Raw genomic sequence first — 25017 nt, 5'->3', positions numbered from 1 at the left:
AAATAAGAGAAGAACATTTTGAAGCTTGCATTTAGTGTTGATCACGATTCGCGCACCGGCAAAAGTCTGCGAAACAGGCGTGCCACTCCCAGCCGTTGCCAAGCGCGTGACGTCAGAATTTGCAGACCATGCGGTCAGCCAAGCAAAGCGTCTTGAACTGCGTCATCCCAACCCAGATACCACTTTTCTTGATGCTGAATGACCGGACGTGCCATCACTTTGGGACGTGCTGCAATCTGCGCATCCGCCTCCGAATTTTTCAGCCAATCGTTCAGCGCGCGATAGTCATTCGAACTTCGATCAACCAATCGATCCCCGAATTCCACTATCAGCGCCTCTAGTTCGCTTTCACTCAAAGGCTCTGCTCGAATATCGCGAAAGGTAACGTCATTACCCTCTGCTTCGAGCGCCTTGATCGCGTTTTTGCAAATTGAACACGTATTTAGACCGTAGATAAGCAAGTCACACTCTCCTTTAGCGACGCTCTGCAATCTCGTGCTTCAAACGCGTCAACGCAACCATTCCTTTCGGTTGGATTTCCAGAGGACATTCAGAAACGCGTTTTAGGGTGTTGGCTATTTACTGCTACATGACTAAAGCCAGATCTCATCTGCATCAAAGCACTTAGGGACTAACATTTTAAAGACAATCATCCTTGAGGAACTGTTTCAACGGTCATTGAATTCACTAACATTTTAAGCCCCTGCAAGACTTCACCTTTGAATCCTAAGCAAACGATACCGTCTTTCATACTGTCAGACGCATTGCTGGTTTCCCATCTACTTCCCACGACTTGTATCAACATCTTTTGTCCGCAAAGAGATGTCACAAAGCCTTTTGCTCTTATCAATCCATTCTCACTATCAGCGAGTGCGCGCGCCAAGTTCTCAACATCAACACGCCCCTCGATATCCAACGTCATCACATCAATATCTGCAGTGTGATGAGACGGGCCAACCCCAGATGCCTTACCAAGAAAGCTATCAAGCACGACGTCTGGCATGACTTTCCCATAGTACGCCTTCACTATACGCACATCAGGATTTTGGTTGGCGAGCCATTCAAATGTCGCGCCTAGCCTTTCTTCATTCACCAAATCAGTCTTGTTCAGAACAACGATATTTGCATCTGCAATTTGACGTAACACTGTGTCGCTCATGTATTTATGATTGGCACTGGCCTGTATGGTTTCAGCATCTGCGAGGATCACAATTCCATCGGTGCGGAATCCATCAAGTAACGAAAGGGATCCAACAATCGCACTGGGAATTGCAACGCCCGAACTTTCGATCAACAGATGGTCAGGGCGTGGGTGAAGCACTGCCATATCCATTAATGCCCCCGTGAGATCACTGCCGAATGAACAGCAGACACAGCCGCCTGCAATGGAAATGATATCGTCGTCTTGGGCTTCGATCAGGCCTTCGTCGATGGGCAATTCACCAAATTCGTTCACTAAAACTGCCAAGCGCAAGCCGTTTGCGTTGCGCAGCAAATGGTTCACCATCGTGGTTTTACCAGACCCAAGATACCCACCGATGACCGTTACAGGTATCGGTGTACTCATAGATCAGCCGCCGCAAATATGCGCCCACCTTGCACCGTTCCCCAAACACGGACGTCTTTCAAATTTGCGCCGCCAATTTCGGTTGGATCATCCTCAAGCACAGCAAAATCGGCTTTCTTGCCTACTTCGATGGAGCCAATTTCATCGTCCATGTGCAGTGTGTATGCCGCACCAATCGTGATCGCACGAAGAGCTTCGGACACTTCGATCTTTTCGTGTTCACCCTGCGTGCGGCCGGAGGCAGTTAATCTGTTCACTGCGCTCCAAGCCGTAAACAACGGACCTAAAGGCGTCACGGGCGCATCCGAATGGATCGCCAAGGGAACGCCAGTGTCCAGCGCTGTTCGGCATGCATTCATACGCGTCGCGCGTTCCGGCCCGACGGTAAGGCGATAGTGTTCATCACCCCAATAAAAGTGGTGATTGGCAAACAGGTTCACGCACATGCCTAGCTTGTCCATGCGACGGAATTGAGCAGCATCTGCCAATTGGCAATGCTGTAGGGTAAAACGATGATCGGGGCTTGGTACGTCTTTCAGGGCCGGTCCAAGCGTATCAAGAACCATCTCCGTCGCCTCGTCCCCATTCGTATGCGTATGGACCTGAACATCTGCTGCAAGCGCAAGACGGTACAGTTCCGCCAATTGTTCCGGCGCTGTGTACCAAAGCCCGTTTGGCGCGCCATTGTGATATCCAGGCCAGCGCACACGGGCGGAAAACCCTTGGATTGACCCATCTGCGACAGCTTTAATACGACCTAAACGTAGACGATCCGTAGCGCGTGCTTTCAACCCAATGACCTTATCCACGGTCTCTTTTGCAGTCGCTCCCATGAAGATTTGCAAAGGTACGACGCGCGCGGGATAGGTTTCTTCATTCGTGACTTTCAACATGGACTCGACGCCATCGGGTTCTAGGCGCGCGGCCAAGTCCGTGATCGTAGTTACACCTGTGCGCACGCAAAGCTTGGCAAAATCACGCAAGCCCTGTTCGTCGCTGTCGGTCATAGAGCGGTTAAATCCAACGTGCACACCCACTGGTGTCATCGTGTCTGGACCAAAGAGTTCGCCGGTCGGCAAGCCGTCTGTCCCCAATGGAATGCCCTCATGGTTGATACCGGGTTTCAAAAGCCCACCCAATTCCAATGCTTTGGTGTTCACGTTCAAAATGTGACCCGACGCATGCAAAATTCCGATAGGGCGCGTTGACGACACCTTGTCCAGATCAGCGCGGGTCACCCGTTTGTTGTCCATATAGATAGGATCAAGGGACCAACCCGACAGGGGCGCATCTGGATCAGTTAGCTTGGCTTCAGCTTCGATCAGGCGGTCTTGAATGGCTTGGATGGTTTTTACACCGTCCCACGTTTTTCCATCAGGGTCTGCGCGATCAAAGAACCCGCAATACACATTACGCCACAACGTGCCTTCCATGGTGTGTGCATGGCCCTCTACCAAACCCGGCATCAGGATCTTATCAGCGAAACTTTCGTCCAGCCTATAAGGACCCCAGGTTTCCAATTCAGTCAAATCCCCGACAGCTAGAATACGCCCACCTTGAACCGCAACATGCGTGGCATTCGGGCGTGAAGGGTTCATCGTGATGATTTTTTGAGCAGAGTAGATTATGGTTTCAGACATCGAAAATCCCTTATGGCCAAGCGCTGTTGTTCTGTCTGGCTTAACGCTAAGCTTCTTTCCTTTGTGCGAAAAATAGTTTTTACTGCTAATTAACCGCTATTTAATGTGGGAATGGGGCGCGCATGAATTTCACCCTAAAACAACTCAGATATATCGAAGCAACCGGCCGCCTAGGTGCGATTGCGAAGGCGGCAAGCGAATTGAACATCTCGCAATCCTCCATCACCGCTGCGATTGGAGCATTGGAAAGCCAGATCGGATTTGATCTATTCGTGCGCACGCCAGCCAAGGGCATTCAGATAACACCAGCAGGGCACGAAACGCTGAAACTGATCCGTAGCTTCATCACCCAAAGCCGGCATTTCGAAGCTGAAATGATCGCAATTGGAGGCAATGCGACAGGGTCTGTGCGCATCTCTTGTTATGCGACTGCAGCGCCGTCGTTTCTGCCTCCAATTCTAAAGAATTTCAAAGCGGTTTACCCAAATACGTCTATCAAATTGCTTGAAGGCAACATGGAAGCAACGATGGGTTATCTGAACAATGGCGAGGCTGATTTGGCCTTTACCTATGAGGAAATGCTCGAAGATCGCCAAGACTTCACGCCATTGTTCAGCGCACCACCCTACGCGCTCATGGCAGCGGATGATCCATTGGCGCAAGGCACCTCGGTCAGTTTGGCAGACCTTGCAGACCGGCCTATGATCATGCTCGATCTGCCCAGAACCAAGGCGTATTTCACTGGTATGTTCAGTGCACTTGGGCTGAAACCGAACTTGGTGCACTCAACGCGTTCCGTGGAAATTGTCCGCGCATTGGTATCGAGCGGACATGGGTATTCCATCCTAAATATCTTTCCACCTAACTATAGCCGCGATGATACGCGCTTTCGTGCCCTGCCCCTCCGTGATGATTTGAAAGCCCCGATTTTCGGGATCGTGACCCTTGCCGGGACCACTCAGCCGAGCATCGTTAGGGCCTTCATTGAACAATGCGTCGATTTGAAAAAGGCAGGCGTTTTCGATCAAATCGTCGTCAAGTGAAGGCATCCATTCCCCTACTAAATGATACAAAGAGCATTATTAAAACTGTTTTGTGTCGAAACGACCTTCGGCTAGACTTTTCCCATAATCAAAAGAATATCCGATATCTGGGGAGATATAGTTATGAATAAAATCGTCAAAAATCTGGCGGCTGCGACGGCACTTGCTGCGCTGCTTGCGCCCTTTGCGCAGGCCGATGAACCTGTACGCGGCGGCACGCTGGTCACAGTTTTGGGATCAAACGTCCGTAACCTAAACTCTGCCGTGCAATCTGGCATAGTCACCGGTTTCCCGGGCGCGCAATTATTCGCTTCGCCCCTGCGCTACGATGAAAATTGGGAGCCCCAACCATATCTGGCCGAGTCTTGGACAACCTCCGAGGACGGTTTGACCGTGACTTTGAACCTCGTGAAGAACGCCCAATTTCATGACGGCACACCGCTGACATCAGAGGACGTTGCCTTTTCCGTTGACGTGATCAAAGCAAATCATCCGTTCAAATCCATGTTCGCACCTGTTGAAAGCGTCGACACACCAGACGCGCACACGGCGGTTTTGAACCTGTCCAAACCCCATCCTGCATTGATGCTGGCAATGTCTGGTCAGTTGATGTCGATTATTCCCAAGCACATCTACGGCGACGGCGAAATCACAGACGTCAAAACCCATGTTCGCAACAACGAGAATGTTGTAGGCTCTGGCCCCTTCAAGTTGACTGAATTCAAGAACGGCGAGCACGTTATTCTTGAACGTTTCGATGACTTCTTTATCGAAGGACGTCCTTATCTGGATAAGATCGTGATGCGCATCATCACCGATCCAGCCGCGCGTGCGATTGCCTATGAGAACGGCGAATTGCACATGGGCGCGTTTGAATCGCTTCCACGTATCATCAACCGTCTCAAAAAGGTTGATGGTCTGACCGTGACGCCAGATGGCTACGGTGCAATTGGTCCGATTGATTGGCTTGCGATGAACACCGCGAAAGGCCCGCTGTCTGACGTGAGAGTGCGCAAAGCGATTGCTTATGCCGTTGATAAAAATTTCATCCACAAAGCGCTGATGCAAGGCACTGCTGTCGACAGTACATCAGGTATTCACCCAGACAGCCCGTTCTATGCAGCGCAAGAAGGTTATGACGTTGATCTAGAAAAGTCCGCAGCCCTGCTGGACGAAGCAGGCTTTCCTGTCAAAGATGGTTCGCGCATGAGCTTGACGATTGATTTCGGCTGGCCCGGCGTGAAGCCACAGGTTGAGTACGTCAAAGCTGCTTTGAAAAAGGTAAATATCGACGTTGAAGTGCGTGCCTCTGCTGATTTCCCGACATGGGCGAAAAAGATGGGCACAGGCGACTTTGATATGTCATGGGACACTGTGTTTAACTGGGGTGATCCGGTTATCGGTGTGCACCGCACATATGACAGCTCCAACATTCTCAAAGGTGTTTGGTCAAACACGCAAAGTTATTCCAACGCGCGTGTGGACGAGTTGATGGCGATGGCAGCAGTTGAAACAGACGATGCAAAACGCAAAGCTCTGTATGCCGAATTCCAGCAGATCGTTGCGGATGAACTGCCTGTCTATCACACTAACACTTTGCCGTATCACACGGTTTACAATGACAAAGTGGGCAACCCACCTTTGGGTATCTGGGGCACGTCGACACCAATCGACATGACCTACCTTAAAGAGTAATCCAGCTTGCTTTGATACCTCTTTGCGCGGCATCCAATCGGTGCCGCGCATTCCTCTGACTTGAGAGAACCCTCACCTGTGGCCTCCCTACAATCTCTTATGATGCGCATTCTATATGCCGCCATCCTGCTTATCGCCGTCTTGGTGCTAAACTTCTCAATGATGCATATGGCACCGGGCGATGTGGCTGACACGATCAGTCAATCCATGGGCGGTGCGGATCAGGAATTGCTCGACCAGATCAGAGCGGATTACGGTCTGGATCAACCCTTCCTCGTGCAGATGGGCCGCTACATCGGCAATGTATTGCAATTTGATTTGGGATATTCGTTTTTCTACAACAAGCCGGTGACGGAACTTATTCTTCAGCGCCTTCCTGCGACTTTGCTTTTGGTTTTTGTAGCTCAAATTCTGGCGCTCTTTATCGGTGTTATTCTTGGTGTGATTTCTGCGCGTAAACCTAACGGGATCGCTAGCCACTTTGTGACAATCCTTGCACTGTTTGGGTATTCTGCTCCCGTCTTCTGGACGGGCATTCTGCTGCTGATAGGGTTTTCCCTAAAGATCCAACTGTTCCCCGTGGCCGGAATGCGCGACGTGACAATTGAAGGCGGATTTTGGGTACATTTCATAGACGTTGCGCGTCACATGGTCTTGCCTGTCATTACGCTGGGCTCGATCTTCCTTGCGCTTTACTCGCGTCTGTCGCGTGCAACGATGATGGAGGTGCTCGGCTCTGACTACGTGCGCACAGCCAAGGCCAAGGGTCTTACAGAACGCCAAGTCGTCTATAAACATGCGCTCAAAAACTCGCTTTCTCCTGTGATCACCCTCGCAGGCCTGCAATTCTCAGCCGTTATTTCAGGCGCGGTTCTGGTCGAGGCGGTGTTTAGCTGGCCGGGTCTGGGCACGCTCGCGTTCCAGTCCATCATCGCGCGCGACACGCCAACAATTTTGGGGATCCTATTCTTTTCCGCGCTGGTTGTGATCGTCGGCAACCTTCTTACCGATCTTGCCCTCAGACTGGTCGATCCCCGCGTGAGGAGCAAAGGATGAGCACGAACCCACTTATCCCAAAAGACAACGTCCCCATCGCGCGCCATCCTGCAGCCGAGGCGTGGGAAATGTTCAGACGCAACCACGCGGCCATGGTCGCATTGGTTGTCTTGTCTGCGATCGTGCTCGTCGCCATCTTTGGCCCCTATATTTATCCAATCGATCCGTTCGATATGGTCTGGGCCCCCTTCTCGCCCCCCGGTGTAGATGGGTTTATTTTAGGCACCGATTACTTGGGCCGTGATCTGTTGGCCGCCATTATCCATGGCGCGCGTGTATCCATCCTGATCGGCTTGGCTGCGGCCTTAATGTCAGTCTTCATCGGTGTCACCGTCGGGGCCTTGGCGGGCTTTTACCGTGGATGGGTCGAAGAGGTCCTGATGCGTATTACAGAATTCTTTCAGGTCTTGCCAACCTTACTATTTTCTATGGTGATCGTTGCCCTGTTCGGCGCATCCCTTCCGATGATCACCTTTGCAATCGGCATCGTAAGCTGGACCGCAGTAGCACGCATCACGCGTTCTGAATTCCTACGGATCAGAGAGTTGGAATACGTCACAGCATCGCGCGCGTCGGGGACCAAGAATTCCAAGCTGATGTTCAAGGTCATCCTACCAAACGCGTTGCCACCCATCATCGTACAAGCCGCACTGATGGTTGGCTCTGCAATCTTGTTCGAGGCAGGTCTATCCTTTCTCGGCCTCACAGACCCCAACGTTGTGTCATGGGGACAGGTCATTGGATCGAACCGCCAATACATCCTCGACGCAGGCTACACAGTCACCATACCCGGCATCGCGATATTTGTGACTGTTCTGGCGATCTCATTGGTCGGTGACGGCCTGAACGATGCTCTAAATCCGAAGTTGAGACAGCGATGACAGCGCCCCTTTTAAAAGTCGAAAACCTGCGGATTGAATTGACAACCCGCGACGGCGTCGCCCCCGTGATTGATGATTTGTCGTTCGAACTGGGTGCGGGGGAAAGCATCAGTTTCGTAGGTGAATCTGGCTGCGGTAAATCCATGACGGCCCTTGGTATCATGGGTTTGTTGCCCGAAAAAGTCGGTCGCGTTGCGTCAGGTTCGATTAATTTTGCAGGTGAAGAACTCAGCACTGCAACGGAAAAGCGGATGCGCGAAATTCGCGGCAATGACATTTCGATGATCTTCCAAGAACCGATGACATCGCTGAACCCCGTCTACACCGTGGGCGAACAAATTGCTGAAGTCCTGCGCGCGCATCAAAACCTAAGCAAAGCCGCTGCATGGGCCAGTGCGATTGAATTGTTGGACGCCGTGCGTATCCCTAATGCGCAGCGGCGCGTCTCTGATTATCCGTTCCAAATGTCAGGTGGCCAGCGACAACGCGTGATGATCGCGATTGCACTTGCGTGCAAACCGAAAATCCTGATCGCGGATGAGCCAACAACGGCGCTGGACGTCACCATTCAAGCGCAGATTTTCGACCTTTTGAACGATATGAAACGCCAGACCGGTGCTGCGATTATCATGATAACCCACGACATGGGCGCGGTAGCCGAAATGGCCGAACGCATGATCGTGATGTATGCAGGGCGCAACGCAGAACAGGGTCCTGTTGAGCAAATCATCGAACGCCCGCGCCATCCCTATAGCAAGGGTTTGATCGCTTGTGTGCCCCACATCATGGCAACGCTGACAGAGGAACGCCGCGAATTGACCGAAGTCGCTGGCATCGTGCCCTCCTTGCGCGAGTTCGGTAAAAACCGATGCCTGTTTGCATCGCGTTGCAACATGGTCACTCAAAAATGCTTGGACAAACGTCCGCCCGAGGTCGCATTTGAAGGCCAACAAATGTCAGCCTGCTGGCATGCGGAGGCAGTGTAATGAGCGACGATCCCGAAGTTTTGCTTGATGTGAAAGACCTGACCGTGCGCTTTGGCGTTAAACGCGGTGGCCTATTCGGGGAACCGAAATACCTCTATGCGGTCGATGATATTTCTTTCCAAATCAAACGCGGCAAAACGCTCGCCATTGTTGGGGAAAGCGGGTCTGGCAAAACGACAGCCGCTTTAGCCGTTGCGCGTTTGGTTGAGGCTTACAAAGGCACCGTTGATCTGGATGGCACGGATTTTCTAACACTTGAGGACGAAGATCTGCGCCAAGCGCGTGCAAAAATGCAGTTCATCTTTCAAGATCCCTACTCTAGCTTAAATCCACGTGTGCGCGCAGAGAAAATCGTGCGCGAACCGCTGGATAATCTAGAATCTGGTGCCAAAGAAGATCGCCAACAAATCGTAGACAAGTTGTTTGAAGCAGTCGGCCTGCATCCAGAACAACAGCGCCTGTTTCCCCATCAGTTTTCAGGTGGCCAACGCCAACGTATCGGCATCGCACGCGCGCTTGCCACGCAACCCGATTTGATCATTTGCGACGAACCTGTATCGGCCTTGGACGTTGCTGTTCAGGCGCAGATCCTGAACCTTTTGCGCAAACTGCAAACGGATTTCGGTCTGACATTCTTATTCATCAGCCACGATCTGGGCGTTGTGCAGCACATGTGTGACACGATCGTGGTCATGTATATGGGTAAGGTCGTCGAATACGCCGACCGCTTATCATTGTTCAACAATCCTCTGCATCCATACACAGTCGCGTTACTGTCCGCGGTGCCATCCGTCGACAAAAAACGGCGCGCTGAAATGAAACGCATTCTGATCCCTGGTGATCCACCTGATCCACTGGACCTACCGAAGGGATGTCGTTTTGCCAATCGCTGCCCAGTTGCGATCGAACGGTGCAAAACAGAACAACCGATCCTCAATGAAGTAGCACTTGGTCATCAGGTTGCCTGCCATCTGGTTGATGAGCGCGCGGTGTCACCGTTAAGTTAACGAAATCCGCAATTTTTGAGATGACTGATTTGTTAAAGGGATGATCTGACTTCGCTGACGAACAAGCCCTCGATTCTTACCCCACTCATGATCGGAAAATTGATAAGCGTCTGCCTGCGTCATGGAAACGACGCCTAATATCGCAGCAGGCATTTTAATGGGCATTCTTGGGTTTTAAAGACTTGCCTCAAAACAATGACAATTGGTTTTTATCATTACATTTAACTTTCTTTTTACGTTTTGAAGCAGATTTCCGGCTTCCCAACTTAAGGAAAACTGCGTTTGCCACGACCCCAAAATCCTGCTCTTTTTGGATGGCAGAGATCTGTTGTTTTGCAGCTCGCGCTGAAACTGCTTGATCAATAAGTGGCGCAGGGTAGTCCCGCCCAAGCTTAAAGTCATTGTCATCGATCAGTGTCTTTTGCCATTTCCATGGCTCATGAATGAACTCATCAGGAACGCTCGATAGCTCAGGTACCCATTTTCGAATGAACGTGCCTTTTGGATCATGCTCCATCGATTGTTTGATCGGGTTATAGACGCGCATCGTGTTGATACCCGTGACACCAGATTGCATTTGCAGCTGGCTGTAGTGAATGCCCGGCTCATAATCTGTGAACAGTCGGGCCAGATGTTCACCCGTAACGCGCCAATCGAGCCATAGCTGATAGCTGGCAAAACTCACCAGCATTGCCCTCATGCGGAAGGTAATCCAACCTTCTGCAGTCAGATTGCGCATACAGGCATCAACGAAAGGATACCCAGTTTGACCGCTCGCCCATGCGTGGAAATGTAGATCATTGTGTTCGCCCACACGTAGCCCTTCAAAGGCGGGATGCATGCAGTGCGTTTCTATTTCAGGTTGGTCTTCTATCTTTTGTATAAAGTGACAGCGCCATACCAAGCGAGAGCCAAAGGCCGTAAGATTACGCCCGAAGCTCTTTCTTTCGTCAGACGATAACTGGGCGCGGCGTTTGACGATAGAGTGCGCGATCTCACGCACAGATAAGCTGCCCCATGCAAGATGAGCGGATAGCCGAGAGCAGTGATATTCAGATAAATCAGGCGCTGAGATATGGTACAGATATTGGCGAGATCGGTGATTTAGAAAGCTACGCAGATCAGCAACCGCGTGTTTTCGACCGCCCTTTTGTACGTTGCCGATAGGTATGTTGCCAAACATGGGGTCATTTTTTTCAGGCAGGGTATCTGAGCGACACGACGCAAACGGAAGTAGCGCGTCTGGTTTTGGCAAAATCTTTTCAGACATCCGTGCGTTTCTGATTTTGGACCAGTCATCCCGACTGCGCAGCCGCCGAACAACCCCGTTTGTGGGCGATTCATGCAGCGAAATGCCGTGGGTATGGCACAGTTTCTGGACGCCTTTATCTCTTTGATATGTCCAAAGGTTTCCTGTCTCCTCGTGCGCATACACGTCGCTTACATCGTGCTCTAAGCGAAGGTGTTTGATCACATCACACGCGTCACCAACCTTTACAACAAGGCGCTGACCCAACTCAGTCAAATCACTGTCTAAATCACAAAGGCAATCGTGGATAAAATGCCAATGGCGTCGAGATGCGAAGGGGTGTTGCCAATAATCAGGCTCAACAATGTAAAGTGGTATGATGGGAGCGTTTGTCCGCGAGGCGGCCAGCAAGGGTGCATGATCATTGATCCGCAGATCTCTTTTAAACCAAACAATGCGGGGCGCTTGTGTCATGTGGAATTGATTACTCTTTATGTTTGAAGTCACTCTTTCATGGCACCTATTTTCCACGCCAATTAAGCGACCTCTTGTTGAGATCGAATAGGTCGACACGATCGGCAATAATGTCTTCACACAGTTGGACCGCGCGGGCGGCTTGGGCGTGGGACAGGCTTTTGTAAGCCGGCTTCGAGAGGTGCGCAAACCATGGCCCGTCACACACATTGTCCAGAACGATGCGCTGAAAACAGTGGTCATTGCGGACAGGCCATTTCACCGATGGGTCACGCGCCATCTGAGGCATAACCTCTTTCGTTAGAACCATATAGCGACTTAAGAGGTCAGCAGTGCGGGCCGCGATAGACGTCATGGCTGTTGCATGCCCACCGTGTGATCCAAAATTTGCGGAATTTTTTTTCTAACTTTAAAAAACCCTGCGGTCGCATACGGCCATATCGCATCATCCCATGCACGGCGCTGTTCACATAGCGTTATGCCACGCTCTTCCAGTTGAAGTTCAGCTAAATTCAGCCAGTCGCGCAATGGCCCATAGGTCACAAAAGGTGTAAAAACCTGCTTTGCACCAACCTGTGCCGCCCAGTCTGCCAGAACTGATGGCTCAGCGGCCTTGAGGCACATGACATCTAAATTCAATCGCAAAGTGGCATCAGTTAATGCACCAGTTTCAAAGTCACAGACACGCTCGGACACAGGTCGCAGTGAGCGCAAGTGGCTGCATGCCAATGTAGCAGAGCCGCGCATGTCAAAGGCTGCAAGATCGAAGTTCTCGATCTGGCAATCCTCGTCTGTGATCAAAAGTAATGTAGGTAGCTCGGGTTGTGCCTCACGGACTTTGCGCAACGGCTGCACGGTCGGCAAGCCGTCCGGCTCTGAAGCCTCCAAGCCCTGTTCAACCTCCGCAAGTTCGTCGTGGTTTGGCGTAAAACGGCCCTTGGTGAATGTATCAATGTTCTGCGCACGTGCCGGATAGGGTTTGCCACGCGTATGCAAACCCGCCGCCCAGCGCCAGCCGAGCGTGTTTGATGCAGCATCCCCATCTAGCAAATGACGGTAGAAAAAATCCGCCCCAAGACGCCAAGGAAGTTCAAGCGTGAAAATCCAGATCGACGCGAACCACATGCGCGCGTGATTGTGTAGATATCCCGTTTCAACCAACTCATGCGCCCACGCATCGAAATAATCCAAACCCGTTTGGCCCGTTTCTGCCAATTCAATATCGCGCCGCAAACGACGATCCCGATTTAGAGACACCAAATCTACTGTTAGCCCGTGGACATAGCTTTCCCAAACTTGCGGACGCCTTTCCAACCAGCCTTTGTAATAGCCACGCCAGATCACCTCCTCCACAAACTTGCTTGCGTCGTCAGCGCCGTGGGCATCCAATGCGGCTTCAACGACCTCCTGTTCAGTGATCAGTCTGCGGCGGATGTAGGGCGATAACATCGACACCGCCTTATGTTGACCCGCACCGTGGTCATAATTGCGTCCATTCTCATACCGGCGGCCCATTGCTGGAATAAATGCTTGCATCATGGCAAGACCGGCAGCGCGAGTGGGCTCAAATTCAGACATCGGTCAACATCCCTTCACTCACCCATGTGAATGATCCATGTTTCTAACATACTTAACTATCTAGGTTACGATGCAGGAGTGAAACTGGATGCATATAAATCTGTTTTCAAAAACAATTTCAAAACCGAAGTCACCTTAGGAAAATGAGACCCACTCAAAAGAGCGCGCGCCGCAAGAACCTACGCTGATGAGAAAAACATGGGGCATTCGACGGATTGGTGAGCGCGCCGAACTTCTCAAAGCCCAGCGCTGTATAGAAGGCGCATGCCGTTTGGCTAGAGGTTTCCAGCCATACCGAATGGCACGCGCGCGCAACACTTTGTTCAAACGCTTTTTCCATGATTTGACGCCCAATCCCCGTGCCACGATGCGGACTTGCAACCCACAACATATTCACGCGCAACCATCCATAAGACGTGGTGCCTGATACGCCAGCGATGAGATCATTGTCAGGGCTATACCGCGCGAGATTGATCTGGCTGTTGATCCCTTGTGGCGCATTAATACGCAAGTCAGCGAGCAGTTCTTGCTTCAAAACACGCGTAAAACCATCTTGGTCGCTTGCGTCTTCAAAGCGCATTATGCAAGCCACGTCCGATAATCGCTGACAAGCAAATGCTTGGGTGCAACGTCTTCGTCAATCGTCGCAAAGCGGCCAATCGGTTCGCGGAAAATGTTATCGGTTTCGTCGTCGTTGACCGTGGACACTTCGCCGATCAAAACGTCGCCACCATCACCCCAGAACGCATGCCAATCACCGGGCATGAGCGTGACGCTTTCACCAGGGGCAAGGCGTAGCTTTTCACCTGCAATAAAGTCACGTTGGATCCCATCGCAAAATACTGTGCCACCGCGGGTTTCATCAAAATTGCCGTCGCCATCTGATCCAAACAGCTCCACAACCAAAGTCGCACCACCGCGATTGATGATATCTTCAGCTTTGATCACATGTGTGTGCATCGGCGACAGTTGGTCCTGCTTTGAGATCAGCAGTTTTTCAGCGTAGCACATACCCCCACCGCGTTGCAGGTCCGCCAAACGGCCATTGCGCAGCGTGAACAAAAACAACCCCATTTGATCGTAGTTGCCGGCACCATAGTCGCTGATATCCCAGCCACATCGTGCATCAATCACGTTTTTCGCGCTCTCTTTGCGCGCTTTAAACTCGTTTGGTGTCCAATATGCAAAGGGCGGCATTGTGAATCTGTGCGTGCGCATCAGATCGTCAGATTCCGTAATAATGTCGTTTATCCGTGAGCGTTTCATCTGAATATCCTCTGAGCGTTAAGGGCAATACTTCGCATGGCGCGATTCCAATTTCCACCTTTTTAGAATAATTCATTGCTCTACGAAACCGCTTTCGGTTAGCTAAACTAAAGGCCACTTTGATTCTGGGAGGGATTCGATGTCCGGCAAACCTGTCAGTTTGAAGATCCTTGCAGCGCATCTTGGCTTGACGGTTCCGACCGTGAGCCGCGCGCTGAATAATTACGCTGACATCAGCCCCGCGACCCGTGAGCGCGTTAAACGCGCAGCCGATGAGCTTGGATATAGCCCCAACCAAAACGCGCGCAGACTGTCGATTGGAAGTTCCGAGACGATTGGTTATTTGATGCCACGCTTTAGCAGCTCAATCGCGCAACCTTTTGTTGCGCAACTCCTGCAAGGCCTTGGTGAAGCGCTGAGCAAACGCAATTGGGATTTGCTAGTGATCCACGCGGATAGTTCCAAAGACGAACTCACGCAGATCGAGCGGACAGCGCGTTCAGGGCGCGTTGGTGGCTTGGTCATTTCGCGGCCCATTAAGAACGATCCGCGCATCCGTTTAATGCAAGACCTAAAGTGTCCCTTTGTTGTGCACGGACGCACCGCGTCTTGTGATGACTACGCATGGTATGATGTGGACGGCGAAGACGCCTTTGTGACTGCGGTGAACCACCTTGTTGCGCTTGGACACAGCCGCGTTGCCTTTGTCGGCGCACCCCTTCAGTACCAATTCGCGCAGGACCGTCTCAATGGATATCAACGCGCCCTTCAGGACAATGGCCTGTCGCTAGATCAAGATCTTATCCAGATCGCAGAATTCAGTGACGACGGCGGTGAGATCGCGACGAACATGTTGCTTGATTTGCCAAACCCACCAACTGCGATGGTTTGCCTGTCTGACACGATGGCGCTGGGCGCGCTAGCCGCCATTCGCGCACGTGGATTTGTACCGGGCGTGGATATTTCAGTGATCGGTTACGACGGTCTCAAGTTCGGTGAACACGCCAATCCACCACTGACGACAATGGCACAGCCGCAGGCACATGCGGGGCGCCGTTTGGGCGATATGCTTTTGTCGATCATTGATGGCGATGATCCATCCAAACACCAAGAATTACAGCGTGCACATCTTTTGCGCCGCAAAACAGACGGTCCTTTACACGTTGCGAAGGTTCTAAATCACGTTTCTGAAAGGGAGAAAATTCAATGAAACGCATGACAACTCTTATGGCCGGCTTGGTGGTCTCAACCGCTTTGGTTGGCGGCGCAAGCGCAGACACGATCCGCTTCTGGACAATGGAAGTGCAGCCAGAGCGCATTGCCGTTCAGGAAAAAATGGCTGAAGCCTTCAAAGCCGCATCTGGCCACACAGTCGAGATTATCCCAGTTGAGGAATCTGACATTCAAACGCGCGCAACTGCGGCGTTTGCTGCGGGCGATTTGCCTGACGTTTTGAACCACACAGTTCAGCATTTGCTGCCCTACGCAGAGGCTGGTCTTCTTGATACAGCAGCTGCGACTGAGGTTGTTGAAGACCTTGGTGTAGTTAGTTTCGCATCCGGTCCAATCCGCATGGCGATGTCTGACGGCGAAATCGTTTCCGTTCCAACAGACGGCTGGACACAGCTTGTTGTGTACCGCGCCGACCTGTTCAAGGACATGGGCCTTGCCGCACCTACATCCTTTGAAGCGATGTCCACAGCGATGGACAAGTTGCACAACCCACCATCCATGTATGGTTTCGTCGCTGCGACAAAGATCGACGAAGGCTACATGATGCAATTGGTCGAGCACCTCTCGCTCGCAACAGGCTATTCGCCAATCAACGCTGACGGCACCGTGAATGAGGGCACAACAAACCTCGTTCAACTGCTTGAGATGTATGCGAAAATGGTCGCGAACTCACCAGAGGGTGATCTTTATTGGTCCCAGTCGCGTGAGCTGTATCTTGATGGTAAAGCGGCGATGGCCAACTGTGGGACGAAGGCTACTTTACGCGCAGTAAGAAGACCGGCATTTGGAGCGTCTACGACAAGGACGGTAATCTAACCAAGACTCGAACGTTCAAGTAACCATTCAAAAAAAGGAGGCAGGCGGTTTGCAAACAAGCGCTTCAGTTGTTTGCCAACGGGAATATATGCTGCTAACGATCGGAGAGGTCATCCCGGAGCGGTTTTTGCGCAACTGTTTTGACGGCCCGAAGCTGCCATTGCGCTGAGTTTAATTTCTGGAATGCAGCTTACCGCGTTCAGGGCCGAGCCACGCTCATAGAGCTCATCTACAAGGCGAAGGTATTCAACTTAGCGAAGCCAATAAATTGCCGCGCAACGTCGTTAAGATTTCCCAAAACAGCATTCTAAGCCTGAACAAATAGTCAAACGCGCTGAGTCTTATTTTGTAGTGCCTCCTTGGTTGAAGCCAAAGGAGCTACACCCTGCTCCATCCTCTATTGCCCGAGTTGGATAAGCGTGGTTGACTGCCAACACTAATTGGCCGCCTGAAACCAACGGAGAGAAAAAAATGAAAACACTTAAATTAGCTTTACTCGGAGGCGCGCTGAGTCTGTCAGCAATGGGCGCATCCGCAGAAACATTTCGCTGGGCTTCCAATACCGACCCTCAAACGATGGACCCGCATGCTGTAAACTCAGCACCTGTGCTGTCATTCTTGAACAACGTCTACGAAGGCCTTGTCCGCCGTGGGCAAGACATGTCGATCGAACCTTCATTGGCCACATCATGGGCCCCCCTTGAGGGCGAAAATGGTTGGCGGTTCACACTCCGTGAAGGCGTCACATTCCAAGATGGCGCTGCTTTTACATCCGAAGATGTGATGTTCTCGTATCAACGTGCCTCTAACGAAGCCGCTGATGTGCGCTCTTGGTTTGCACCTGTGTCGGACGTGCGTGTCGTGGACGACTTCACAATTGATTTTGTCACCACTGCGCCGAACCCGTTGTTCCCCGATTCAATCGCGAACTTCATGATCCTAGATAAGGGTTGGGCCGAAGCGAATGATGCCGCATTGCCTGCGCGTGATGCCGAAAATTTTGCGACTATGAACGTCAATGGAACGGGGCCGTTCACTTTGGCCAGCCGTGATCCCGGTGTTCGCACGACGCTTACGCCTAACGCCAATTGGTGGGACAATGTCGGACACAATGTCACCGAAGCTGTGTTCACGCCCATCGGAAACTCTGCCACTGGCCTTGCCGCGCTTTTGTCAGGCGAAATTGACTTCATCCAGCCGATCCCGTTGCAGGACATTGCGCAAGTCGAAGGCCGCGATGGATTTAAAGTCCTTGAAGGTGAAGAAACCCGCGTCATTATGTTCGGCTTTGGCCATGAACATGAGGCACTTCTATATTCTTCGGACGTAAAAGACGCCAACCCGTTTGCTGACCCACGCGTGCGTCTCGCGGCAGCACATGCTTTAGATCTCGCGTCGATCGACCGTGTATTGTTCCGCGGGAAAATCGATACGGCAAGCCAGTTGGTGCCAGCGGGTATCTCGGGCTTTTCCGAAGCGAACCAAGATCGCCCTGCATTTGACCCTGATCGCGCAAAGGCATTGCTTGCCGAAGCTGGGTATGCCGATGGCTTCTCCTTCGGTCTGAAATGCCCGAACGATCGCTACATCAACGACGAAGCGCTGTGTCGCGCGGCGGCTTCTATGTTTGCCGCTGTTGGTCTAAACGCTGAGCTCAGCACTGGCCCTGTGCGCGACTACTGGCCACAGCTTCGTGCAGACGATTTTGATATGTACCTTTTGGGCTGGTCCCCTGGCACGTTTGACATGGAGCACCCGATCCGCTTCTTGCTGCACAGCCAAGACAATGACAAAAAGCTCGGTTCTTGGAACTTTGGTGGGTATTCCAACGCTCGTGTGGATGAATTGCTTCCGCAAATTCAACAGGAAATCGATCCTGCGGCCCGCCAGACTTTGGTTGATGAGGTCGTTGCAATCACGCAAGAAGAGGTCGCCTATATCCCCCTTTATACACAGCCTTTAATCTGGGCTGCGAAGGATAATGTCGATCTGATACAGCGTGCAGATAACTTCTTTATGCTGCGCTGGGTTACAGTAAACTGATCCAAAACTAGGGCAAAAGGGCGATGGTATATTTTATCTTAAAGCGGATGGTCCAATCCGTCTTTGTGATGCTGGCCGTCGCCTTTTTGGCATTTTCTCTGTTCCGCTTTGTTGGCGATCCAATCACCCAAATGACCGGTGTTGAAACCTCTGTCGAAGATCAAGAACGCTTGCGTGAAGAACTGGGCCTCAACGATCCTTTTGTTTATCAATTCATGCGCTTCACTGGCGATATGCTGAAAGGTGATTTCGGGTTTTCCTACAGAACACGCCAACCCGTTGCGGAGATGATCGCAAGCCGTATTCCCGCGACATTAGAATTGGGCGTGGTCGCGTTGATTATTTCGCTTCTCGTAGGTGTCCCCGCGGGAGTTTATACTGCGCTGAAGCCACGCGGTGTGCTGACACAAACCATTTTAATGACAACCCTCGTTGGGGTGTCGATTCCGACGTTTGTGATTGGCATCATGTTGATTTTTATCTTTGGCGTGCAATTGGGCTGGCTCCCCACATTCGGTCGCGGCGGCACGGTTCAAATAGGGGGTTGGGAAAGTTCTTTGTTTACCATCGATGGGTGGCGCGCCTTGTTACTGCCAGCGATCACCCTTGGCGTTTATCAACTTACCCTAACAATGCGACTTGTCCGTGCAGAGATGATGGAGGTAATGCGATCTGATTACATCCGTTTCGCCATGGCTCGGGGCGTGCCGACAGCGAGCCTTCATTACAGACATGCGCTTGCGAATACGATGGTGCCTGTAATCACAATCATTGGGTTGCAATTCGGTGGTGTCATCGCCTTTTCCATTGTGACTGAAAGCGTCTTTCAATGGCCCGGTATGGGATTGTTGTTCCTTGAATCGATCCGCTTTGTCGATATTCCAGTCATGGGTGTTTACCTCGTGGTCATCGCGTTCTTTTTCGTATTGGTGAACCTTGTTGTGGATCTACTGTATGTGGCTATCGATCCGCGCTTACGGATCAGGGACGTATCATGATCGCTTTCGTGAAAAAATACGAAGGTCTGTGGCTGTTCGTGCATTCCTCAGCCGCAATTATTGCAGCCCTCGTCGCAGCATTGATCTTTCTAGGGGCAGTTTTTGCGCCATGGATTGCGTTGGTCAATCCATACGATCTGAGCTCGTTCAGCCTGTTTGATGGGCTGCTGCCACCTATGTGGGAGGACGGTGCGAACCCCAAATTCATCTTGGGAACAGATGATCAGGGTCGCGATATGGTTTCGTCGATCCTATACGGAGCGCGATTGTCGCTTGTGATCGGCTTGTCTGCGTTGACCATAGCTGCGGTTCTTGGCGTAGGACTGGGGCTTGCCGCTGGATACTATGGAGGGCGCTTTGATGCCATTGTCATGCGCATCGCGGATGTGCAACTTGCCTTGCCCGCGATCCTGACGGCCTTACTTATCGACGGCATCGCGCGGGGTATTTTACCCTCCGCGATACAACAAGATTTGCGGGTCGCTGTGCTGACCTTAGCTATTGCTTTGTCGCTTTGGGTGAACTTTGCCCGAACTGCCCGTGCATCTACTTTTGTACAAATGAACAAAGAATACGTTCAGGCCGCAATCATGATGGGACAACGTCCGATAAGAGTGATGTTTATCCATATCCTGCCCAACATCCTTGGGCCACTTCTGGTTATCATGACCGTCGATCTCGCCTCCGCTATTTTGTTAGAAGCGACCCTGTCTTTTCTTGGAATAGGCTTACCTGCCGACAGCCCTAGCCTTGGCACGTTGATCCGCATTGGCATGCAATTTCTGCTGTCGGGTGAATGGTGGATTTTGTGGATCCCGACGTTGTTCCTTGTGGCCCTTGTGGTTTCAATCAACATCCTTGGTGATTTCTTGCGTGACATATTTAATCCGAGGTTACGCTAGATGCTGACGATCAAAGGTCTTTCGGTTAAATTTCCGACCCGTTTTGGTGATTTCACTGCGATTGAAGACGTCGATATGACAATCAATCCCGGTGAAATTCACGGGCTGGTCGGGGAAAGTGGCGCTGGCAAATCCACCGTTGGGGCTGCGGTTATCGGGCTGCTGCAAACGCCGGGATATGTGGCAAATGGGGCCCTGACACTGGGCGATACCGATTTGCGCACCCTCAGTCCTTCTGAGGCCCATAAAGTACGCGGCGATCGCATTTCGATGATTTTTCAGGATCCGCAAACCAGCTTGAACCCGTTGATGACAATTGAACGCCAGTTGATCGAAACCATTCAGACCCATTCCGACGCAAGTGAAAGCGAAGCCCGCAAGCGCGCGGTTGATCTGCTTGAAGAAATTGGTATCAAAAACGCGGCTGAGCGGATCAAAGCCTATCCGCATCAGTTCTCTGGTGGCATGCGTCAGCGGGTGGTCATCGCACTCGCAATAAGCACTGATCCTGAATTGATCATTGCAGATGAGCCTACCACGGCACTCGATGTGGCGGTGCAATCTCAGGTGCTCGATTTGATCCAACGATTGGCGAAAGAGCGCCAGATTGCATTCATGTTGATCACGCATGATATCGGTGTGATTGCGCAAGTGGCCGACTGCGTCACGGTTATGCGCAAAGGGCGCGTGATGGAAACGGGCGTCACGGCTCAGGTCTTGGGCAAGCCCCAGCATCGCTATACTCAACAGTTAATGGATTCAGTGCCACCACTTGATCGTAAGATTGACCGCTTTCGCGTTCCCGATGCTGACGACACAATTGCGAACAATGGCGATATGGCTGAGGATTGGCTGCTTGAAGGTGCGCAACACGTGCGTACGGGCCTATCTCTTCGAAACCTAACCGTTAAATTCGCAGGACAACGCACATCTATTTTTCGTAAACCGCCACCCTATGTTGCTTTGGATGATGTAACTCTTAACATCGAACCTGGCTCAATAATGGGGTTGGTCGGTGAGAGCGGATCAGGCAAATCAACTCTCGCCAAGGCAATCACAGGATTGGTGACACCAAGCGATGGGATTATGGAGTTGGGCGGCTCTGTGCTACCTTTTGGTAAATCCCGCGACCGTGATCACCCATCGCGACAATTGATCCAAATGGTTTTTCAAGATCCGTATTCCAGCTTGAATTCGCGCCACAAGATTGGCGATATTTTGACAGAACCTCTGTGGTTTTACGGCTTTGTCAAAGATGCGCAAGAACGCGAGAAATTGGCGGCTGCCATGCTTTCGCTTGTTGGGATGCAACCAGATGCGATCTCGAAATATCCACATCAATTCTCAGGTGGTCAGCGTCAACGCATCGCAGTCGCGCGCGCACTTTTGGCGCGCCCACGCTTTTTAATCTGTGACGAACCGACGTCTGCGTTGGATGTCTCAATTCAGGCTGAGATATTGAACCTATTGAAAGACCTGCAGGCGAAGTTTGGCCTGACAATTTTGTTCATCAGCCATAACCTAGCTGTTGTCCGCCAAATGGCAGACAACACCGCGGTGTTGCGTAACGGTAAAATCGAAGAGGTTGGCGAAACAAATGCGCTCTACACCGCACCACAAGCGGAGTACACAAAATCGCTGATGGATTTAACACCTATGATGCCGACCACTTGGCAGACATAAAACAGTGATGAAACTATATGGCTTTGACACAATCAACACGCTTAAAGTGTTGATGTTGCTGATAGAAACGGGCGCAGATTTTGAGTTCATTCCCGTCGACATTCGCGCAGGTGAACAACACAAACCAGAATTTCTCGCCATTAATCCAGCGGGGAAAGTTCCCGTTTTGTGCGACGGAAAACAATCCCAGACCGAGTCAAATGCTATCTTGCTGAGCATAGCCCAAAAGACGGGCTGGGGGCTTCCTAAAGATCCAAAAGAATACAGTCATCTGATTTCATGGCTCTTTTATCAAGCGTCGACACAAGGTCCTCATTTTGGGCAAATCGAATATTGGTCCAAGTTTGCAGAGACCACCAACCCGGAAGCTTTGGCCCAACACCGCTCGATCGCCAATCGCACAATTCGACATTTAGACGACCAGTTGATAGCCAAACAGTACATCTGCGGTAAGAACTACACTATTGTGGATATCGCACTTTTCCCCTGGTTGCACGTTCACGATCAACTTGGTTTGTCGATCAAAGACACTGATAACCTTGCATCTTGGCTTGAACGGATAAGGAGCAGACCTGCCTCGATGGAGGCTCTTGCTTTCTTTGGATCGAATTAAATGTTTGCAATCAAGAATTTGAGTAAACGCAGTTTTTGAAATCTTAAGAGAACAAAACTCACTTCGCTAAATCTTATCATAGGCGATGCAAGTCGAGTGAATGTCTGCAATCCGCGTAGCGTTCAGTTCCTCTCGCACGCGCAGCGAAAGTCTGTTTTCCGCCATCTGTGTCGATTTTTTCATTTTCCGACTAGACTGTTACGCTCTTAGGAGCGGTACTGTTCATGCGCCTCGGCACCTATTCGCGCACCGCTCAGCTCGGCTGGGCTTCACTCAGTAGCAGCGGGATGTTTCCACTGATCATCTGAAGAGACGGACATGACGATTTCAACAAAACCGCGCACGACGAAGAAAGCGCAATTGACCAAGCTGCTAGGCGCTAAAGCTGGTGCCGATATCGCGACCTTGAGCGACAAGCTGGGCTGGCAGCACCATACGACACGGGCTGCAATGAGCGACCTGTGCAAAGACGGGTTTACCATTATCGGCACTAAGCCTTCAGATGGTGGGTTGGCCAAGTATCGCATTCATTCGGAACCCGCTGCCACTTCGGAGGTGTCCAATGGGGCATGATCCTAATCCAGAGCGGCCCGCGGCTTTGTGCGATTGGGCCGCTGCCTTTGGTGCCCCTCCTCCACCCTTTATGTCAGTCAGCTTCCTACAGAAAGCGTCGGCATATGCTGCACAGTGCAAAGCCCATGGTGGAATGCCCACAACAACACAACGTGCCCTGCGCCAAATTGCTCAAGGGGACGATCCTAAAGCTGCGATTGCGCCTACATTGAGCCCTGGCGCGCATCTTGTGCGTGAGTGGAACGGCCGGACCTATCAGGTGCATGTTGTTGAAGGTGGGTTTGAACTTGATGGCAAGACATGGCGATCATTGTCTGCCATCGCAAAGCACATCACAGGGGCCACTTGGTCTGGGCCACGCTTCTTTGGGCTGAACGTGAAGTCTGGAGGGCAACCGGCATGAAGAAGCTGCGCTGCGCAATCTACACCCGTAAGTCCTCAGAGGATGGGTTGGAGCAAGAGTTCAACTCGCTGGATGCGCAGCGCGAGGCCTGCGCCGCCTACATCGCCAGTCAGAAGCATGAAGGTTGGGTGCTGCTGCCACAACACTATGATGATGGCGGATTGTCTGGCGGCTCGCTAGAGCGCCCTGCCCTTCGACAACTTCTGCAAGACATCGCAGACGGGCGTGTCGATCAGATCGTCGTTTACAAGATTGACCGTCTTACGCGTTCTTTGGCGGACTTCTCCAAGATCGTGGATACGCTTGATGAAGCAGAGGCATCGTTTGTGTCTGTCACGCAGTCCTTCAACACCGCCACTAGCATGGGACGCCTGACTCTGAACATGTTGTTGTCGTTTGCACAGTTTGAACGCGAGGTGACGGCAGAGAGATTCCGCGACAAGATCGCAGCCTCAAAGCGGCGCGGCTTATGGATGGGCGGGCTTGTGCCGCTTGGGTATGACGCGGATGGCAGAACCTTGAAGATCAATGAGCACGAGGCTGCAACGGTCCGCAGGCTTTATGATCTGTACCAAGAGCATGGAACTGTACGAGGGGTTAAAGCAGTCGCGGATGACCTTGGGCTGCGCAGCAAGCAACGCAGCACGGCGTCTGGCAAACGCACAGGCGGTGTTCTCTTCGATCGCGGGCATATCCATCACATCTTGATCAATCCGATCTATGCGGGTCGCATCAAACACAAAACCCTTGTTCATGAGGGACAGCACGAAGCGATCATCACACCAGAGCGTTGGGATCGCATTCAAGCAATGCTGCAAGAGGGCGCGAGCAAAAGCAGGGCCCGTAAAACCGCAAAGCAAAGCTCACTGCTCTGTGGCAAGATCTTTGATGAGACAGGGGATCGACTGACACCATCGCACAGCAAGACGACGGCTGGCACTCGGCTTCGCTATTATGTCTCTCATCGATTGATCAAAAACAACGGTACAACGAACAAGGTTGTTTGGCGTTTACCTGCTGCCGAACTGGAGAGCAAGGTCGCCAACGTGATCGCCAAGCATCTTAGAGCACCCTCTTTCATTGGATCGCTTTTTCCAGATGCAACTGCCACTGAGATCGCAGAAGCCAAGGTCAAGATTGATGGCATCGGTGACAGGGCTACTTCATGGCTTGAACTTATCAAGCGTATCGATCTGAAGGTTGGTGAGCTGAACATCTGCTTAGATCAAAAGAAGATCGCAACATTCTTCGAGCGCGACAGTGACGAACAGATCCAAGATCCACTTACCTTCAGAGCCCCTTTCCAAATCC

23 protein-coding genes are annotated in these 25017 nt (G+C 51.6%); 16 read left to right on the top strand and 7 right to left on the bottom strand.

Annotation, left to right across the window (positions count from 1 at the left end; all coding sequences use genetic code 11):
- Positions 1-134 precede the first annotated feature (134 nt).
- The 3 genes from QZ279_RS04550 to QZ279_RS04540 all read right to left on the bottom strand — a co-directional run bounded on the left by QZ279_RS04550 (position 135) and on the right by QZ279_RS04540 (position 3207).
- Positions 135-461: an ArsC/Spx/MgsR family protein gene (locus QZ279_RS04550; RefSeq protein WP_293448534.1), complete on the bottom strand. Its 327-nt coding sequence runs from the start codon at positions 459-461 to the stop codon at positions 135-137.
- A gap of 188 nt (positions 462-649) precedes the next feature.
- Positions 650-1567 (bottom strand): GTP-binding protein, encoded by a 918-nt coding sequence (locus QZ279_RS04545; RefSeq protein ID WP_293448531.1) that lies wholly within the window; start codon positions 1565-1567, stop codon positions 650-652.
- Positions 1564-3207 (bottom strand): amidohydrolase, encoded by a 1644-nt coding sequence (locus QZ279_RS04540; RefSeq protein WP_293448527.1) that lies wholly within the window; start codon positions 3205-3207, stop codon positions 1564-1566. The genes QZ279_RS04545 and QZ279_RS04540 overlap by 4 nt, the downstream gene beginning before the upstream one ends.
- A 122-nt stretch (positions 3208-3329) precedes the next feature.
- Here QZ279_RS04540 and QZ279_RS04535 point away from each other — a divergent pair, with 122 nt between their 5' ends.
- The 6 genes from QZ279_RS04535 to QZ279_RS04510 all read left to right on the top strand — a co-directional run bounded on the left by QZ279_RS04535 (position 3330) and on the right by QZ279_RS04510 (position 9875).
- Positions 3330-4250 carry a LysR family transcriptional regulator gene (locus QZ279_RS04535; protein ID WP_293448524.1) on the top strand — a complete coding sequence of 307 codons (921 nt, stop codon included), beginning with the start codon at positions 3330-3332 and terminating at the stop codon, positions 4248-4250.
- Positions 4251-4373: 123 nt separating this feature from the next.
- Positions 4374-5945, top strand: coding sequence for an ABC transporter substrate-binding protein (locus QZ279_RS04530; protein WP_293448521.1), 1572 nt, complete (start codon positions 4374-4376; stop codon positions 5943-5945).
- A 60-nt stretch (positions 5946-6005) separates the two neighbouring features.
- The gene (locus QZ279_RS04525) at positions 6006-7001 is read left to right on the top strand and encodes an ABC transporter permease (protein WP_366513848.1); all 996 of its coding nucleotides are present in this window, start codon (positions 6006-6008) and stop codon (positions 6999-7001) included.
- Positions 6998-7882, top strand: coding sequence for an ABC transporter permease (locus QZ279_RS04520; protein WP_293448518.1), 885 nt, complete (start codon positions 6998-7000; stop codon positions 7880-7882). Before QZ279_RS04525 ends, QZ279_RS04520 begins: the two co-directional genes overlap by 4 nt.
- Complete coding sequence (locus tag QZ279_RS04515) at positions 7879-8868, top strand: ABC transporter ATP-binding protein (protein WP_293448516.1); 990 nt, start codon at positions 7879-7881, stop codon at positions 8866-8868. The genes QZ279_RS04520 and QZ279_RS04515 overlap by 4 nt, the downstream gene beginning before the upstream one ends.
- Positions 8868-9875: an ABC transporter ATP-binding protein gene (locus tag QZ279_RS04510; RefSeq protein WP_293448514.1), complete on the top strand. Its 1008-nt coding sequence runs from the start codon at positions 8868-8870 to the stop codon at positions 9873-9875. The genes QZ279_RS04515 and QZ279_RS04510 overlap by 1 nt, the downstream gene beginning before the upstream one ends.
- A 187-nt stretch (positions 9876-10062) precedes the next feature.
- Here the strand turns inward: QZ279_RS04510 and QZ279_RS04505 are convergent, their stop codons facing one another.
- From QZ279_RS04505 to QZ279_RS04485, 4 genes are all read right to left on the bottom strand, one after another.
- Entirely contained in the window at positions 10063-11598 is a 1536-nt protein-coding gene (locus tag QZ279_RS04505) for a deoxyribodipyrimidine photo-lyase (protein ID WP_293448536.1), read from the bottom strand.
- A 351-nt stretch (positions 11599-11949) separates the two neighbouring features.
- The gene (locus tag QZ279_RS04495; RefSeq protein WP_293448474.1) at positions 11950-13176 is read right to left on the bottom strand and encodes an FAD-binding domain-containing protein; all 1227 of its coding nucleotides are present in this window, start codon (positions 13174-13176) and stop codon (positions 11950-11952) included.
- Positions 13177-13330: 154 nt separating this feature from the next.
- Positions 13331-13756, bottom strand: a complete 426-nt coding sequence (locus QZ279_RS04490; RefSeq protein WP_293448472.1) for a GNAT family N-acetyltransferase — start codon at positions 13754-13756, stop codon at positions 13331-13333.
- Positions 13756-14442, bottom strand: a complete 687-nt coding sequence (locus tag QZ279_RS04485) for a D-lyxose/D-mannose family sugar isomerase (protein WP_293448470.1) — start codon at positions 14440-14442, stop codon at positions 13756-13758. The genes QZ279_RS04490 and QZ279_RS04485 overlap by 1 nt, the downstream gene beginning before the upstream one ends.
- Before the next feature lie 139 nt (positions 14443-14581).
- Here QZ279_RS04485 and QZ279_RS04480 point away from each other — a divergent pair, with 139 nt between their 5' ends.
- The 10 genes from QZ279_RS04480 to QZ279_RS04435 form a co-directional block, all read left to right on the top strand.
- Positions 14582-15652, top strand: a complete 1071-nt coding sequence (locus tag QZ279_RS04480) for a substrate-binding domain-containing protein (protein WP_293448468.1) — start codon at positions 14582-14584, stop codon at positions 15650-15652.
- Entirely contained in the window at positions 15649-16491 is an 843-nt protein-coding gene (locus QZ279_RS04475) for an extracellular solute-binding protein (RefSeq protein WP_293448466.1), read from the top strand. Before QZ279_RS04480 ends, QZ279_RS04475 begins: the two co-directional genes overlap by 4 nt.
- Before the next feature lie 471 nt (positions 16492-16962).
- Positions 16963-18534, top strand: coding sequence for an ABC transporter substrate-binding protein (locus QZ279_RS04470; RefSeq protein WP_293448463.1), 1572 nt, complete (start codon positions 16963-16965; stop codon positions 18532-18534).
- Positions 18535-18557: 23 nt separating this feature from the next.
- Entirely contained in the window at positions 18558-19532 is a 975-nt protein-coding gene (locus tag QZ279_RS04465) for an ABC transporter permease (protein ID WP_293448460.1), read from the top strand.
- Entirely contained in the window at positions 19529-20434 is a 906-nt protein-coding gene (locus QZ279_RS04460) for an ABC transporter permease (protein WP_293448457.1), read from the top strand. The genes QZ279_RS04465 and QZ279_RS04460 overlap by 4 nt, the downstream gene beginning before the upstream one ends.
- Positions 20435-22117, top strand: a complete 1683-nt coding sequence (locus tag QZ279_RS04455; protein ID WP_293448454.1) for an ABC transporter ATP-binding protein — start codon at positions 20435-20437, stop codon at positions 22115-22117.
- A 7-nt stretch (positions 22118-22124) separates the two neighbouring features.
- A complete protein-coding gene (locus QZ279_RS04450; RefSeq protein ID WP_293448451.1) occupies positions 22125-22730 on the top strand; it encodes a glutathione S-transferase family protein in 606 nt (201 codons plus the stop codon).
- Between the two features lie 318 nt (positions 22731-23048).
- Entirely contained in the window at positions 23049-23303 is a 255-nt protein-coding gene (locus QZ279_RS04445) for a DUF3489 domain-containing protein (protein ID WP_293448447.1), read from the top strand.
- On the top strand, positions 23293-23706 hold the full coding sequence (locus QZ279_RS04440) for a DUF2924 domain-containing protein (RefSeq protein ID WP_293448444.1): 414 nt from the start codon (positions 23293-23295) through the stop codon (positions 23704-23706). Before QZ279_RS04445 ends, QZ279_RS04440 begins: the two co-directional genes overlap by 11 nt.
- On the top strand, positions 23703-25017 hold a 1315-nt coding region (locus QZ279_RS04435; RefSeq protein ID WP_293448441.1), incomplete at its 3' end, for a recombinase family protein. The genes QZ279_RS04440 and QZ279_RS04435, both read left to right, overlap by 4 nt.

The organism is Planktotalea sp. (genome assembly GCF_018607965.1).
In the GTDB taxonomy this organism is placed as follows: Bacteria; Pseudomonadota; Alphaproteobacteria; order Rhodobacterales; family Rhodobacteraceae; genus Planktotalea.
The sequence above is the reverse complement of the archived record's forward strand: the minus strand, read 5'-3'. Positions and strand labels throughout refer to the sequence as shown.

Excerpts from the sequence above, each read along its gene's own strand:
- QZ279_RS04545 (WP_293448531.1), bottom strand. The coding sequence starts at position 1,567 with ATGAGTACACCGATACCTGTAACGGTCATCGGTGGGTATCTTGGGTCT.
- QZ279_RS04540 (WP_293448527.1), bottom strand. The coding sequence starts at position 3,207 with ATGTCTGAAACCATAATCTACTCTGCTCAAAAAATCATCACGATGAAC.
- QZ279_RS04535 (WP_293448524.1), top strand. The coding sequence starts at position 3,330 with ATGAATTTCACCCTAAAACAACTCAGATATATCGAAGCAACCGGCCGC.
- QZ279_RS04530 (WP_293448521.1), top strand. The coding sequence starts at position 4,374 with ATGAATAAAATCGTCAAAAATCTGGCGGCTGCGACGGCACTTGCTGCG.
- QZ279_RS04520 (WP_293448518.1), top strand. The coding sequence starts at position 6,998 with ATGAGCACGAACCCACTTATCCCAAAAGACAACGTCCCCATCGCGCGC.
- QZ279_RS04515 (WP_293448516.1), top strand. The coding sequence starts at position 7,879 with ATGACAGCGCCCCTTTTAAAAGTCGAAAACCTGCGGATTGAATTGACA.
- QZ279_RS04510 (WP_293448514.1), top strand. The coding sequence starts at position 8,868 with ATGAGCGACGATCCCGAAGTTTTGCTTGATGTGAAAGACCTGACCGTG.
- QZ279_RS04505 (WP_293448536.1), bottom strand. The coding sequence starts at position 11,598 with ATGACACAAGCGCCCCGCATTGTTTGGTTTAAAAGAGATCTGCGGATC.
- QZ279_RS04495 (WP_293448474.1), bottom strand. The coding sequence starts at position 13,176 with ATGTCTGAATTTGAGCCCACTCGCGCTGCCGGTCTTGCCATGATGCAA.
- QZ279_RS04490 (WP_293448472.1), bottom strand. The coding sequence starts at position 13,756 with ATGCGCTTTGAAGACGCAAGCGACCAAGATGGTTTTACGCGTGTTTTG.
- QZ279_RS04485 (WP_293448470.1), bottom strand. The coding sequence starts at position 14,442 with ATGAAACGCTCACGGATAAACGACATTATTACGGAATCTGACGATCTG.
- QZ279_RS04480 (WP_293448468.1), top strand. The coding sequence starts at position 14,582 with ATGTCCGGCAAACCTGTCAGTTTGAAGATCCTTGCAGCGCATCTTGGC.
- QZ279_RS04475 (WP_293448466.1), top strand. The coding sequence starts at position 15,649 with ATGAAACGCATGACAACTCTTATGGCCGGCTTGGTGGTCTCAACCGCT.
- QZ279_RS04470 (WP_293448463.1), top strand. The coding sequence starts at position 16,963 with ATGAAAACACTTAAATTAGCTTTACTCGGAGGCGCGCTGAGTCTGTCA.
- QZ279_RS04465 (WP_293448460.1), top strand. The coding sequence starts at position 18,558 with ATGGTATATTTTATCTTAAAGCGGATGGTCCAATCCGTCTTTGTGATG.
- QZ279_RS04460 (WP_293448457.1), top strand. The coding sequence starts at position 19,529 with ATGATCGCTTTCGTGAAAAAATACGAAGGTCTGTGGCTGTTCGTGCAT.
- QZ279_RS04455 (WP_293448454.1), top strand. The coding sequence starts at position 20,435 with ATGCTGACGATCAAAGGTCTTTCGGTTAAATTTCCGACCCGTTTTGGT.
- QZ279_RS04450 (WP_293448451.1), top strand. The coding sequence starts at position 22,125 with ATGAAACTATATGGCTTTGACACAATCAACACGCTTAAAGTGTTGATG.
- QZ279_RS04445 (WP_293448447.1), top strand. The coding sequence starts at position 23,049 with ATGACGATTTCAACAAAACCGCGCACGACGAAGAAAGCGCAATTGACC.
- QZ279_RS04440 (WP_293448444.1), top strand. The coding sequence starts at position 23,293 with ATGGGGCATGATCCTAATCCAGAGCGGCCCGCGGCTTTGTGCGATTGG.